Here is a 13,599-nt window from a genome sequence, read left to right as displayed (position 1 = left end):
AAAACCAATCACAAGCAGTTATAAACAACAAAAAAGAAACCCATTTGATATAACAATCAAATGGGTTTCTTTGCTCGATTCACTTATAAAGAAGCTTTATATATGCTTAAAACATCGTCTTTATTTAATTTTTTAAAGTTACCAAATTCGCCATAAGCCATCGCTTTATCCGCCATTAAATCAATTTCATTTTCCCCAATAGCATAATCCGCTAATGTTACCGGCGCCTCAATTGAAGTCCAAAATTGACGTAACGCCTCAATTCCTTCTAACGCAATTTCTCGATCAGTTTTCCCATCTGTTTCTACATCGAATACACGAATAGCGAACTGTTTAAAACGACTGTCATTTTCATCTAGAACATGCTTCATCCAGTTCGGGAATAAAATCGCAAGGCCACCCCCATGTGGTATATCATGAACCGCAGAAACGGCGTGCTCAATATTGTGAGTTGCCCAGTCTCCTTTTACTCCCATCGCTAAAATGCCGTTTAACGCCATAGTACCGCAATATAAAATGGTTTCTCTATGCTCATAATTTTCTAAATCACTTAAAAGCTTAGGAGCGGTTTCAATTACTGTTTTTAATACAGATTCACAATAACGATCTTGTAGTTCTGTATTTGTTCCGTGGTGGAAATATTGCTCTAATACGTGTGACATAATATCTACCATACCGTAAATTGTTTGATCCCTCGGCACAGACACAGTGTGAACTGGATCTAAAATCGAAAACTGCGGGAAAGTAACTGGGCTACCCCAGCCATATTTTTCATTCGTTTCCCAGTTTGTAATGACAGAACCCGCATTCATTTCAGATCCTGTTGCTGCAAGAGTAAGCACCGTACCAAATGGTAACGCCTCACTAGCAAATGCTTTTTTCGTTACAATATCCCATACATCTCCATCATATTTGCTACCAGCAGCAATTGCCTTCGTACAGTCGATCACACTTCCTCCGCCAACTGCTAAAATAAATTCAACACCATTATCTTTACAAATTTGAATTCCTTTCTTTACAGTTGATACACGAGGATTCGGTTCAACGCCTGTCAATTCAAATACTTCTGCATTTATATCTTTTAAAATAGAAAGTACATTATCATAAATACCGTTTCTTTTAATACTGCCTCCCCCGTATACGAGAAGAACTTTTTTACCAAACTGTGGAATTTCAGTTTTTAACTGTTCTAATTGACCTTTACCAAAAATAAGTTTCGTCGGATTACGAAATACAAAATTTTGCATATCCCTTTACCATCCCTTCTATATGAAAAGCAACTATACTTTTGTATACCATATTTTTTTCATTTCACAAAAATATTTGCCTAACAAAAAAATCCCAGCCTACAGGCTGAGATTTTTTATTGGTAATAAGGTGAGATCATTAAGTAAACAATAACACCAGATAAACTTACATATAACCAAATCGGCATCGTCCAACGTACAATTTTACGATGACGTGTTAATTGATTTGTAAAACCAAATACAAGTGCAAACAATGCAAGTGGTACAATAATTGCTGCAAGGATAATATGTGTAATTAAAATAATGAAGTACACATATTTAATGAATCCTTCCCCACCAAAATGTGTTGCCGGCGCCAAGTAATGATACGATAAATAAGAAACACAAAATAGTAACGTCGTTGTAAATGCTGCCAGGATGAAACCACGGTGCATTTTCACATTCTTCTTAATAATCGAGTATAAAGCTGCTAATAAGAATACGAACGTAAAGCTATTAAAAATTGCATTTAACATTGGTAAAATCGTTACATCAAAATGTACTTCTCCTTCATAGCCAACAGGTCCAAAGAACAAAAATAAAATAATCGCATTTACAATTACAGAAAGCGTTATCACAATAGGAGCATAGCTTTTCTGATTCGTTGATTGATCCACCAAAATGGTCACTCCTCTTCCTTCAAATATGTATACGTAACCTCACTATTTTAACATATTATTCACAGTGTAAATGTGACAATAGTTTGACACAGTAAGACAGAGCAAAGAAAAAAATCCTTCTTAATAAAACTTCTTAAGAAGGATTTTATCGCTTTATTATTTAAATAGCAATGTAATTAGTTTTTGTTGAAAAACGTATTGCTATATGCTTGAAAAATTTCAGACACTTGATATCCCATTAAAGAAATTGCTGTTAATGAAAAGAAACCAATCATAAGAAATCGAAACCACATATAAATCTCCTCCTTGTATTTAGCTTAAAAAGCAGTCGCTATATTACAAGTTGAGTGGCACTCTTCATCGTCACTTTCCTTTTTCTTTACAATCGCTGTTATAAATCGAATCATAAAGAATATAACAAAAGGAATTTGTTCGTAATTTACCTTGGCATAGTTTGGCAACGGCTCGCGCTGCACATCGAACGGGGATGAGAAGGAATAGAACATACCTTGCTCTTCCATATATACAATTACAATTTTCATACAAAACATTATTCCTAGAAACGAAACAATATCTTGCCATTCTGTCGTATATAACAGGTTATATAGCTCTAATATGTACTCTTCCATTGCCATCCCCCCTTCCTTTTTTACCATTTTGCTCGCCTTCGTATAAAAAGTCAAGAAAAAAGTTTATATTCACTATGACAATAGTAATTACTTGTTTCTATGATTATATATGATTCTTTTATAGCAATGATTGGGTGTAACTCTCTTCTAAAACAATAAATTAGAATCGAACAGATTCCTCATTTTTACTTTTAGGAGTCAACACTGTACTATTTTTATTTCTATTGAAAATAAAATAAGAAATTATGATAAGAACAGTAACTAGCATCGTTAATAGTGCCTGTGAACGTAAAGATTCAATTGCGAGCATTGCAACTAAAACTGCTATAATCGCAGCAATTGTAACGTATGTTACATACGGAAAAAACCACATTTTCACTTTCAAATTTTGTTGTTCCGCTTTCCCCATTTTTTTACGTATCTTGAAATGAGAAACTGCTATTACGAGATAAACGAGTAACGCAATCCCGCCAGATGCATTCACTAAAAATAAAAATACTTTATCTGGAGATATGTAACTAAAAACAACTCCAATGTAAGCAAAGAAAGTTCCAAATAAAACCGCCCGAACTGGAACACCACTACTATTCAATTTCAAAAATGCCTTTGGCGCATCTCCTCTTTCTGCCATTGAAAAAAGCATTCTTGAGTTCGTATATAAACCCGAATTCAAACAAGAAAGTACAGCTGTTAAAACGATAAAATTCATAATTTGCGCTGCCGCTGGTATCCCTATATGTTCCAGTACCGCCACAAACGGGCTTTTTAGTATGTTCGCCGAATTCCATGGAAGGAGTGTAACAACTACAGCAATCGATCCAATGAAAAATACGAGAATACGCCAAATTACACTATTTGTTGCTGTTTTTACGGCTTTTACAGGTTCGGCAGACTCTCCAGCGGCCACTGCAACAATCTCAGATCCCATAAATGAAAATATAACGACGGTGATTCCAAGTAACACCGAACTTATACCATTTGGCATAAATCCTCCTTGACCTACTAAATTCGAAGTGCCAGGTGCTTCCGTTCCTGGTACAAATCCTAAAATAACAGCTAGTCCAAGACAAAGGAACAAAACAATACTTATTACTTTAATAAATGAAAACCAATATTCAAATTCTCCAAATGATTTCACCGAGAAAACATTCGTCAATGTTAATAAAATCGTTAATATTAAGCTTAATAACCAGAGCGGGATTTCTGGAATCCAGTATTGAATAATACCAGCACCTGCTGTAGCTTCTATTGCAATAACAATTAACCAGAAAAACCAATATAACCACCCAATTGTATAACCTGCCCATGGACCAATTGCCTCTCTTGCATATGTTGCAAATGAACCACTTGTCGGATTAATAGCTGCCATTTCTCCTAGCATTCTCATAACGAAAATAACTAGCAGTCCTGCTAATGCATATGAAACGATAGAACCTGGACCTGCTGAATGCACAACCGCACCACTTCCAACAAACAAACCAGCTCCTATTACGCCGCCAATTGAGATCATTGTAATGTGGCGTATTTTGAGGTCTTTCTTAAGATTTTTATCCAACTCTTGTACATCCCCTTCCAAACTTAATTTTGAAATTTATGTAAGAGTATTATGCGAAAAATCTTGTCCTATACCTTAAAATATATCAAAATATTCTGAATTTAACAATCGTAATTCGACCTCCTTCAGAAATTATTTCATTAGGTTTAATAATTTTATCATACACAATTGTTGAGAAAATTATAGTCACTTTACAAAAGATTGAATTTTCAGATATCATTAAATGAACAAGATTATACATCTAGACAACTTTTTTGTATAGGAGTGTTGATATGTTAAACAAGTTCAAATTCATTTGTTGTACTTTAGTAATTTTCTTACTGCTACCACTAGCTCCCTTTCAGGCACAAGCAGCAAACAATTTAGGATCAAAATTACTCGTTGGATACTGGCATAACTTCGATAATGGTACTGGTATTATTAAATTAAGAGACGTTTCACCAAAATGGGATGTAATCAATGTATCTTTCGGTGAAACTGGTGGCGATCGTTCCACTGTTGAATTTTCTCCTGTGTATGGTACGGATGCAGAATTCAAATCAGATATTGCTTATTTAAAAAGTAAAGGAAAGAAAGTAGTTCTTTCAATAGGTGGACAAAATGGGGTCGTTTTACTTCCTGATAATGCCGCTAAGCAACGTTTTATTAATTCCATACAATCTCTAATTGATAAATACGGTTTTGATGGAATAGATATTGACCTTGAATCAGGAATTTACTTAAACGGAAATGACACTAATTTCAAAAACCCAACGACTCCTCAAATCGTAAATCTTATTTCAGCTATTCGGACAATCTCAGATCATTATGGTACAAATTTTCTATTAAGCATGGCTCCTGAAACAGCTTATGTTCAAGGCGGTTATAGTGCATATGGAAGCATCTGGGGTGCATATTTACCGATTATTTACGGAGTGAAAGACAAACTAACATACATTCACGTTCAACACTACAACGCTGGTAGTGGGATTGGAATGGACGGTAATAACTACAATCAAGGTACTGCAGACTACGAAGTCGCTATGGCAGATATGCTCTTACATGGTTTTCCAGTAGGTGGTAATGCAAATAACATTTTCCCAGCTCTTCGTTCGGATCAAGTCATGATTGGACTTCCTGCAGCACCAGCTGCCGCTCCAAGTGGCGGATATATTTCTCCAACTGAAATGAAAAAAGCTTTAGATTATATCATGAAAGGAATTCCTTTCGGAGGAAAGTATAAACTTTCAAATCAGAGTGGCTATCCTGTATTCCGCGGCCTAATGTCCTGGTCTATTAATTGGGATGCAAAAAACAACTTTGAATTCTCTAATAACTATAGAACATATTTTGATGCGATTCCCTTGCAAAAATAATAAAAAACAACAATAGGTTATATAACCTATTGTTGTTTTTTATTTATGTAACTTACTTTTTCACTTCTACATGATGAAGAGATTCTTTTCCATTTTAACACTTCAAATAAAACTCACATAATATTCCGTGTTTAATTAATAAAAAAGAGAACTTTCTCTGAAAGTCCTACTACTCTAGAATAGTCTAGTTGCTATTTTGCTTTAACACAAATACCGAAAGTTCAGGTACACTCCAAAATCTAACAGGCATTCGTGTTGTCCCAATACCACGATTTACATATAAATGTAACGGCTTATTCTTCCCTTCTAATTCATACATACCTTCCACATAGCTCTCAGCTAATTTTGTAGTAATTAATGGACCTATAAAAGGAATTTGGACTTGTCCTCCGTGACTATGGCCTGACATTTGAAAATCAACTGGGTAACGAGCTACTTTGTCTACAACATCCGGCTCATGTACTAAGAGCATATTGAAATCTTGTTGTCTCACATGTTTTAAAGTCGAGTCTATTTGCGGCTTTCCTAATAAGAAATCATCCAAACCTGATATTGTAATATATTTTCCGTTTTCTACTTTAATTTTTTGCACTTCATTTACTAACACAGAGAAACCGGCTTCCTCCATATACTTTTTATAAAATAAACTACCTCCCCCGCCCCTATCATGATTCCCATACACTGCATATTTCCCTAAGGGTGCATGTATTTTTTGTAAAATGCCTTTCGCTTCTTCTCTTTCCGCCTTATACGATCCAAACTTATCTATTAAATCCCCTGTAAAAACTACTACATCTGGATGTAACGCATTCATTTTCTCCACCAAATTTTCTAGTTGTTTCAGTGTAAATTCTGGCCCTAAATGTACATCTGAGAATTGCAATATCTTTTTATTATTAAACTCTTTAGGAATTGTCGATGCTTTTATTTCATTCCACGTAACTGTTACTAGTTTTCGTTCTATTTCTGTCGCATAGAGATATAAACTTACTGAAATCATTACTATACTTATAAAACCGATTATAAATATTTTTACAATTGATTTTTTTTGTTCTTTTTTTACATGATGCGTATTCATGCTCTCACCTCTAGAAGTACTTTACAGCCTTATTGTTACATTAATGTGACATCATGAACAATGTTAGTTATATCCAATTCTACCCTATTCACTTTGACAAATTTATACAGAAGTCATAACATATTTTTATAATACATAGATTTTTAAAAATGTTCCTTCTATTTATTCTATCATTTTATTGAGGAGAGATTATTCATGTCTGTATTTACACCAGAAGAAATTACGGAACTTGCTACGAATTCCGGAAGAAAAAAAGCTCATTTATCATTACTCCCTATGCTAATTCTCGGTTTTTTTGGTGGTGCTTTCATAGCATTAGGGTATTTACTCGATATCCATGTTATTGGAACAATGCCAAAATCTTGGGGATCATTTACTAGTTTTCTAGGCGCTACTGTATTCCCTATCGGTCTTATACTTGTTATTCTTGCAGGTGGTGAACTAGTAACTGGTAACATGATGACAGTTTCTATGGCTTGGCTTCAAAAGAAAATTACTTTATTTCATTTCATACGAAATTTAGTTATCGTTACGTTTAGCAACTTCATAGGCGCTGTATTCGTTGCTTATTTTTTCGGTCATATCGTCGGATTAACAGAGGGCGCTTTTTTAGCGAAAACAGTTTCTATTGCGCAAGCTAAACTACAAGATACACCACTGCAAGCCTTTATTTCTGCAATCGGATGTAATTGGCTCGTTTGTTTAGCCGTTTGGCTCAGTATGGGAAGTAAAGAATTTATCGGGAAGATTATCGGCATCTGGTTCCCAGTTATGACTTTTGTTGCGATTGGATTTCAACACGTTGTAGCCAATATGTTTGTTATCCCAGCTGCAATTTTTGCCGGGCAGTTAACTTGGATGGAATATTTTCCAAACTTCATTTTTGTTTTCTTCGGAAACTTAGTAGGTGGTATGTTTTTTGTAGCGTTACCTTATTTCATATCTTATAATAAGAAACTACCTTCCAATAAAGAACAAACCGAATTAAAGAAACAATCTGTATCCGCTTAAATGAACTGTCTATACAGTGGCTCTAAAAAATATTACAAATTTCATTTTTTTTACGAATATATGTGCGTACACTTGTTCTCGAATGTTTTATACGTTATAATAACAACTTAAATAGCATTATTTACATATGAGGTGAAAAACATGAACAAAACAGAATTAATCAAAAACGTAGCACAAAACGCTGAGATTTCTCAAAAAGAAGCTACTGTAGTTGTACAAACTGTAGTAGAATCAATCACTAACACTTTAGCTGCTGGTGAAAAAGTACAACTTATCGGATTCGGTACATTCGAAGTTCGCGAAAGAGCTGCTCGTACAGGCCGTAACCCACAAACTGGTGAAGAAATGCAAATCGCAGCTTCTAAAGTACCTGCTTTCAAAGCTGGTAAAGAACTAAAAGAAGCTGTAAAATAATGAAAAAATAGCCTTCTCGTCTATGAGAGGGCTATTTTTTTCATTACATAATTAGTAAAAATCTGACCATTATGTTGTTTCTTTTGTTCCTTTATGCAAATAAAACCTTTACTTTCAAAGAAAGGTTTTGCTGTAATACTCGCTTCTGTATATATCTCCCTATGCCCCAAGTTCACTGCTTCTTTTTCTAACTTCTGTAGTATGTATGACGCTATCCTTTTCCCTTGATAATCTTTATGCGTAAATAGACGATCTACGTAATGCTCATCATTATAATCACCAAATCCCACTATTACACCGGTATAATCCGCTACATAACTAATATTCTTCTCTAAAGACTGTAACCAGCTTTCTCTATCTAGTCGCTCTGGTGCCCATGCCTGTAGCTGTAATACATTATAATCTTTTGCGTTAATTGTATGAACTGTTTCATAGAACAACTGTAATACTTGTTCTAAATCCTCTTTATGGAATGTTCTAATGATCGTATCTTTTAACATATTTGAGCCTCCTTATCAAACTATCATTTAACTTTTCTACCATCTAGTATTCAATATTTCTGCTTTATTATAGCTTTTTTCTTTCTATATAAACAAAAAACAATACTTATTTCAAAGTATTGTTTTTTGTTTGTAAGCATATGCAATTACTCTATAGATTTTTATTTTTTTAATTTCACTCTTTGTAATCGTAATGCATTTAATACAACGGATACAGAACTAAATGCCATCGCCGCCCCAGCAACCCAAGGTGCCAAGAAACCGAACGCTGCAATTGGGATTCCTAATCCATTATAAGCTAGTGCCCAGAATAAATTTTGCTTAATATTTCTTATCGTCATCTTGCTCATAAAGATTGCATCAGCAATACTATTTAAATCACCACGGATTAACGTAATGTCTGCCGCTTCCATCGCTACATCCGTTCCTGTTCCAATTGCCATACCGATATCCGCCGTAGCCAGTGCAGGAGCATCATTTATTCCATCTCCAACCATCGCTACTTTCTTACCTTGCGCTTGCAGTTTTTTCACTTCTTCTGCTTTTCCTTCTGGTAATACTTCTGCAATTACGTGATCAATACCAACTTGCTTAGCAATTGCCTGAGCAGTTTGTGTATTATCTCCTGTAATCATAACAACGTCTAGACCCATTTTCTTAAGTCTGGCAATAGCTGCTTTTGAAGTATCTTTTACAGTATCTGCAACGGCCACTATACCAGCATATTCTTTATTGATCGCAATAAGCATTGCTGTTTTTCCTTCTCGTTCAAGCTCTTCCATCGATTTAGAAACTTCTTCAATATCAATATCGAATTTCTTCATTAATCGACGTGTACCAATTAGTAATTGTTTCCCTTCTACAACTGATTCGATACCGAATCCCGGAATCGCTTCAAATGTTTCTGAACTTGGGATATCAATTTTCTTTTCTTTAATTCCTTCTACAATCGCTTCTGCAAGTGGGTGTTCAGAATTTTTTTCTGCCGCACCTACTAAACGTAGTATTTCTTCTTCATGGAATCCATCTGCTACAATTACATCTGTTAACACCGGCTTCCCATTTGTCACAGTACCTGTTTTATCTAAAATAACTGTATCTAATCGGTGAGTTGCTTCTAAATGCTCCCCGCCTTTAAATAAAATGCCATACTCAGCCGATCTTCCTGATCCCGCCATAATAGACGTAGGCGTTGCAAGACCTAATGCACATGGACAAGCGATAACAAGTACGGCGATCATTTTCTCAAGTGCTCCGCCAAAATCACCAGGTGTAACAAATAGCATCCACACTGCAAATGTGATAATGGCAATTACAACTACAACTGGTACGAAAATACCTGAAATTTGATCCGCTACCCTTTGAATAGGAGCTTTTGAACCTTGAGCCTCTTCTACTACTTTAATAATTTGAGCTAATGCAGTATCTCTTCCTACCTTAGTTGCTTTCACTTTTAAAAAGCCATTTTTATTTATTGTAGAACCAATTACTACATCTCCAATTGTTTTATCAACCGGAATACTCTCGCCTGTTAACATCGATTCATCTATTGCTGACTTTCCTTCTACTATTTCCCCATCTACCGGGATTTTTTCACCTGGCTTTACATAAACGATATCACCAGCTACCACTTCTTCGATTAAAATTTTTATTTCTGTTCCATCTCGTACAACAGTAGCGGTTTTCGCCTGTAAACCCATTAATTTTTTAATTGCTTCTGACGAGCGTCCTTTTGCTTTCGCCTCAAATAATTTACCTAAAATAATTAATGTAATAAGTACTGCACTTGTTTCAAAATACAAGTCTGTCATATGTTCCGAAGAACCAATCGACCTAATACTTAAATACACACTGTAGAAATATGCCGCAGACGTTCCAAGTGCAACGAGAACATCCATATTGGCGCTTTTATTACGTAACGCTTTATAAGCCCCAACATAAAACTGCCCACCAATGATAAACTGAACTGGAGTTGCAAGAGCTAGCTGCACCCAAGGGTTCATAAGCATATCAGGTAAATAAATAAACGATGTAAATGAGAAATGACTTACCATTGCCCACAATAACGGAAATGATAAAATAAACGAAATGATAAATTTCTTCTTTTGTCGCTCAATTTCTTGTAAGCGATGATCAGTTGATCCATCTTGCTCATCTGATTTCACTTCTAATTTATATCCTAATTTCGTAATTGCACTCTTCATTTCATTTACATTAATTTCATCAGGATTAAAATCTACTGTAGCTGATTCTAAAGTGAAATTTACTGTCGCTCCGTTCACACCTTCTAACTTATTTAAACGTTTTTCTACTCTATTTGCACATGCTGCGCATGTCATCCCTGAAACAGTAAACTCAGCTTTATCACTGACAATTCCATACCCTAACGATTCAACTTTTTGCTTAAATTGTTGCGGATTTGTTTTTTGGGGATCATACATTATTTTTGTTTTTTCAAGTGCAAAATTTACATTTGCATCATGAACACCTTCTACTTTTTTTAGACCTTTTTCAATTCTATTTGCACATGCCGCACATGTCATTCCTGATATTTGAAGATTGGCCTCTTTTTGTTCATTCATGTCTCTCACCTCTATATACCCTCATAAGGTATAATTTTTAACAAAATAAATCGTACTTCCTATAAAGTACGATTTATTTCCATATCTAAAAATAATTATTGAACATCGTACCCTTGATCTTCAATTACAGCAACGATATCTTTTAACGTTACAACTGATGAGTCGATAGTAACTTCAACAGTACCTTCTGCTAATTGAACTTTCACTTGCTCAACACCGTTTAGTTCTTTCACGCTGCTTTCAATTGAATTTACACAATGTCCACAAGACATACCTTCAACTTGTAATGTTAACTGTTCCATTTAAAATCCTCCTCTTGTTTCTTCATTGTTTGTTAATCACAATTACATCTTACCATACCCCCCTAAGGTAATCAATGGTTTTGTATCATGATTTTTCAATTATTTTCTAAAAGTTTATTTTACACACACTTTTTCACACCAATACCTCGAAATCCTATATAAAAATAAACAAAAAAACAAGCCAGTGACATACTAGCTTGTTTTTACGCTTTTGAAAAACGTTCAAATACTGTCATTAATTCTTCAATTGCTTCGTCCCCATTGCCATCTTTAATAGCACCTGAAACACAATGACTTGTATGGTTTTTTAATACACCCATTCCTACTTTTTTCATCGCTGCATTAATCGCTGAAATTTGAACTAAAATATCCACGCAATAACGATCATTTTCAATCATATTTTGAATACCGCGGACTTGTCCTTCAATTCTCTTTAATCTATTTATAATTTGTTCTTTTTCTTTTTCTGATCTATGTGTTACCGCTTCATGCTCTTTATGATCCATATTATCACCTTCTTAAAGTTTCTCTTCATCCAATAAAATAATTGCTTTTACGAGTATACCAATTATAGCATTAATTATCTATGTATGATACCCCATATGAGTATATTTCCGCTCTATGCTTATTCTTAACAATTTATTAGCTTCTCAGTCTCAATTTTCATGATACCCTTTCCTTTTTTCAAAAAGAATAATAAGCGTAGATTATCTATCTACGCTTATTATTCATCCATAAATATAAAAGCCTCAATTTATACACATATAAATTGAGACTTTTTTCTTCCTATATATAATTATTGCTGATCACATACTTTTGTATCATTCACTACAGAAGTTCCTTCAACGGTTACCGTATGAAAACAGTCATTTACACGAACTGTCACAACATTATCTTGCCGATCAATAACGTGATATTCATTAAAATTTTTATTCAGAGCACTGCGAATTTGTTCTCCTTCATAAATTGGAATGCCATGTGATAAAACCCAAATAAGCCCAGCGATAGCAAGAATAGTTTTCATACGATCTACCTCCTTGAGAATATAGTGAACTTTTAATCCATGCTTTTGCAGCTCTACGAATCATGATTGGAATGAACTAAGCCTTTTTGGAAATAAGTTCATTTCGTCTATTTTATGTTTATGCTAATTGTGACCGAATTGTGACAACTTTTTGTCTCTTTAGACGAAAAGTTGAAACAAAACGTTCAAAAAGGACAATTCTACTTGCACAAACAAAAAGCTATGGAGAATTTCTCCATAGCCTTTCGTTTGCATTTGATTAGACAATCATTTCATTATGTTTAATGTTAAATGTTTCAATTTGAATGGTAGCATGTTCAATATGGAACTCTTGCTTTAACATATCGATAATATTTTGAAGTACTTCTTGATCATCTTGCTTTTTATCAATCATTACATGGACGCTTAATGCATCTAATCCAGATGTAATTGTCCAAACATGAAGATCATGTAAATCACGTACACCTTCTATTCCTTTAATCGCTTGCTTCACTTTCTCTAGTTCAATTGCAACTGGTGTACCCTCCATAAGTATATGAATAGAATGTTTTGTTACTCCCCATGCGCTCTTTAAAATTAATAAAGCTACAACTACCGAGATAATTGGATCTGCAATATACCATGAGAATAATGACATAAGTGCACCAGCTACTAATGCTCCCACTGACCCTAAAGCATCCCCAAGAACATGTAAATACGCGCTACGTAAATTCACATTATTTTTCACGTCACCTTGTCTCATGAGTGCCCATGCACTGATTAAATTTGCTAGTAAACCAATTGATGCGATTAACATCATTGGACCACTTGCTACAGTTGGCGGTTCAAAAAAACGACCAATTGCTTCCCATACGATAAGCCCTGCTACAACAAATAATGTAATTCCATTGATTAATGCTGCTAAAATTTCAAAACGATAATATCCATACGTTTTTGTAGAAGTAACTGTTCTAGCTGCTAATCCAATAGCAATTAAACTTAATAATAATGAACTTGTATCACTTAACATATGTCCTGAATCTGATAATAAAGCTAAACTATTTGTAACTAGTCCCCCGAAAAATTCAAGGAACATAATAGTTGCTGTAATGACTAAAGCTGTAATTAATCCTTTTCTATTTCCTTTCCTACTCTCCTCAAAATGATGATGTCCATGGGAATGCCCGTGAGCATGCCCATGATGTTGGTGACCGTGATGATGTCCCATATAAATGCCTCCTTTTAATTTTGTTTTGTCTTTCAT

Annotated in this window: 14 protein-coding genes; 3 read left to right on the top strand and 11 right to left on the bottom strand. The window is 34.6% G+C overall.

Features of this window, described 5'->3' with window-relative positions:
- Positions 1-83: 83 nt before the first annotated feature.
- From MR113_RS01670 to gabP, 4 genes are all read right to left on the bottom strand, one after another.
- Positions 84-1,247, bottom strand: coding sequence for an iron-containing alcohol dehydrogenase (locus MR113_RS01670; protein WP_242250753.1), 1,164 nt, complete (start codon positions 1,245-1,247; stop codon positions 84-86).
- A 116-nt stretch (positions 1,248-1,363) separates the two neighbouring features.
- Positions 1,364-1,906: a DUF420 domain-containing protein gene (locus MR113_RS01665; protein ID WP_000228316.1), complete on the bottom strand. Its 543-nt coding sequence runs from the start codon at positions 1,904-1,906 to the stop codon at positions 1,364-1,366.
- A gap of 317 nt (positions 1,907-2,223) precedes the next feature.
- Entirely contained in the window at positions 2,224-2,562 is a 339-nt protein-coding gene (locus MR113_RS01660) for a hypothetical protein (RefSeq protein WP_242250752.1), read from the bottom strand.
- A 133-nt stretch (positions 2,563-2,695) separates the two neighbouring features.
- Complete coding sequence (gabP, locus tag MR113_RS01655) at positions 2,696-4,090, bottom strand: GABA permease (protein WP_242250751.1); 1,395 nt, start codon at positions 4,088-4,090, stop codon at positions 2,696-2,698.
- A 272-nt stretch (positions 4,091-4,362) separates the two neighbouring features.
- On the opposite strand from gabP, the gene MR113_RS01650 reads away from it, so the two are divergent.
- Complete coding sequence (locus tag MR113_RS01650) at positions 4,363-5,445, top strand: chitinase (protein ID WP_242250750.1); 1,083 nt, start codon at positions 4,363-4,365, stop codon at positions 5,443-5,445.
- 184 nt (positions 5,446-5,629) lie between these two features.
- On the opposite strand, the gene MR113_RS01645 is transcribed toward MR113_RS01650, so the two are convergent.
- On the bottom strand, positions 5,630-6,523 hold the full coding sequence (locus MR113_RS01645; protein WP_242250749.1) for a metallophosphoesterase: 894 nt from the start codon (positions 6,521-6,523) through the stop codon (positions 5,630-5,632).
- Between the two features lie 195 nt (positions 6,524-6,718).
- Here MR113_RS01645 and MR113_RS01640 point away from each other — a divergent pair, with 195 nt between their 5' ends.
- Together MR113_RS01640 and MR113_RS01635 are read left to right on the top strand one after the other, a co-directional pair.
- Positions 6,719-7,534: a formate/nitrite transporter family protein gene (locus tag MR113_RS01640; protein ID WP_242250748.1), complete on the top strand. Its 816-nt coding sequence runs from the start codon at positions 6,719-6,721 to the stop codon at positions 7,532-7,534.
- Between the two features lie 141 nt (positions 7,535-7,675).
- A complete protein-coding gene (locus MR113_RS01635; protein WP_001043904.1) occupies positions 7,676-7,948 on the top strand; it encodes an HU family DNA-binding protein in 273 nt (90 codons plus the stop codon).
- Positions 7,949-7,968: 20 nt separating this feature from the next.
- Here the strand turns inward: MR113_RS01635 and MR113_RS01630 are convergent, their stop codons facing one another.
- The 6 genes from MR113_RS01630 to MR113_RS01605 form a co-directional block, all read right to left on the bottom strand.
- Entirely contained in the window at positions 7,969-8,448 is a 480-nt protein-coding gene (locus MR113_RS01630; protein WP_242250747.1) for a GNAT family N-acetyltransferase, read from the bottom strand.
- Between the two features lie 161 nt (positions 8,449-8,609).
- Positions 8,610-11,030 (bottom strand): heavy metal translocating P-type ATPase, encoded by a 2,421-nt coding sequence (locus MR113_RS01625; RefSeq protein ID WP_242250746.1) that lies wholly within the window; start codon positions 11,028-11,030, stop codon positions 8,610-8,612.
- A 95-nt stretch (positions 11,031-11,125) separates the two neighbouring features.
- Positions 11,126-11,332, bottom strand: coding sequence for a copper chaperone CopZ (gene copZ, locus MR113_RS01620; protein ID WP_000436980.1), 207 nt, complete (start codon positions 11,330-11,332; stop codon positions 11,126-11,128).
- Between the two features lie 203 nt (positions 11,333-11,535).
- Complete coding sequence (locus MR113_RS01615) at positions 11,536-11,838, bottom strand: metal-sensing transcriptional repressor (RefSeq protein ID WP_000349636.1); 303 nt, start codon at positions 11,836-11,838, stop codon at positions 11,536-11,538.
- A 290-nt stretch (positions 11,839-12,128) separates the two neighbouring features.
- Positions 12,129-12,356 (bottom strand): hypothetical protein, encoded by a 228-nt coding sequence (locus MR113_RS01610; RefSeq protein WP_000849106.1) that lies wholly within the window; start codon positions 12,354-12,356, stop codon positions 12,129-12,131.
- 259 nt (positions 12,357-12,615) lie between these two features.
- Positions 12,616-13,563, bottom strand: coding sequence for a cation diffusion facilitator family transporter (locus MR113_RS01605; protein WP_242250745.1), 948 nt, complete (start codon positions 13,561-13,563; stop codon positions 12,616-12,618).
- Positions 13,564-13,599: the final 36 nt, after the last annotated feature.

It is taken from the genome of Bacillus cereus group sp. BfR-BA-01379 (assembly GCF_022663605.1).
GTDB lineage: Bacteria > Bacillota > Bacilli > Bacillales > Bacillaceae_G > Bacillus_A > Bacillus_A mobilis.
Note: the sequence above shows the minus strand (reverse complement) of the source record. Positions and strands in the feature narration are given on the sequence as shown.

Excerpts from the sequence above, each read along its gene's own strand:
- MR113_RS01670 (WP_242250753.1), bottom strand. The coding sequence starts at position 1,247 with ATGCAAAATTTTGTATTTCGTAATCCGACGAAACTTATTTTTGGTAAA.
- MR113_RS01660 (WP_242250752.1), bottom strand. The coding sequence starts at position 2,562 with ATGGTAAAAAAGGAAGGGGGGATGGCAATGGAAGAGTACATATTAGAG.
- MR113_RS01650 (WP_242250750.1), top strand. The coding sequence starts at position 4,363 with ATGTTAAACAAGTTCAAATTCATTTGTTGTACTTTAGTAATTTTCTTA.
- MR113_RS01645 (WP_242250749.1), bottom strand. The coding sequence starts at position 6,523 with ATGAATACGCATCATGTAAAAAAAGAACAAAAAAAATCAATTGTAAAA.
- MR113_RS01640 (WP_242250748.1), top strand. The coding sequence starts at position 6,719 with ATGTCTGTATTTACACCAGAAGAAATTACGGAACTTGCTACGAATTCC.
- MR113_RS01635 (WP_001043904.1), top strand. The coding sequence starts at position 7,676 with ATGAACAAAACAGAATTAATCAAAAACGTAGCACAAAACGCTGAGATT.
- MR113_RS01630 (WP_242250747.1), bottom strand. The coding sequence starts at position 8,448 with ATGTTAAAAGATACGATCATTAGAACATTCCATAAAGAGGATTTAGAA.
- MR113_RS01625 (WP_242250746.1), bottom strand. The coding sequence starts at position 11,030 with ATGAATGAACAAAAAGAGGCCAATCTTCAAATATCAGGAATGACATGT.
- copZ (WP_000436980.1), bottom strand. The coding sequence starts at position 11,332 with ATGGAACAGTTAACATTACAAGTTGAAGGTATGTCTTGTGGACATTGT.
- MR113_RS01615 (WP_000349636.1), bottom strand. The coding sequence starts at position 11,838 with ATGGATCATAAAGAGCATGAAGCGGTAACACATAGATCAGAAAAAGAA.
- MR113_RS01610 (WP_000849106.1), bottom strand. The coding sequence starts at position 12,356 with ATGAAAACTATTCTTGCTATCGCTGGGCTTATTTGGGTTTTATCACAT.
- MR113_RS01605 (WP_242250745.1), bottom strand. The coding sequence starts at position 13,563 with ATGGGACATCATCACGGTCACCAACATCATGGGCATGCTCACGGGCAT.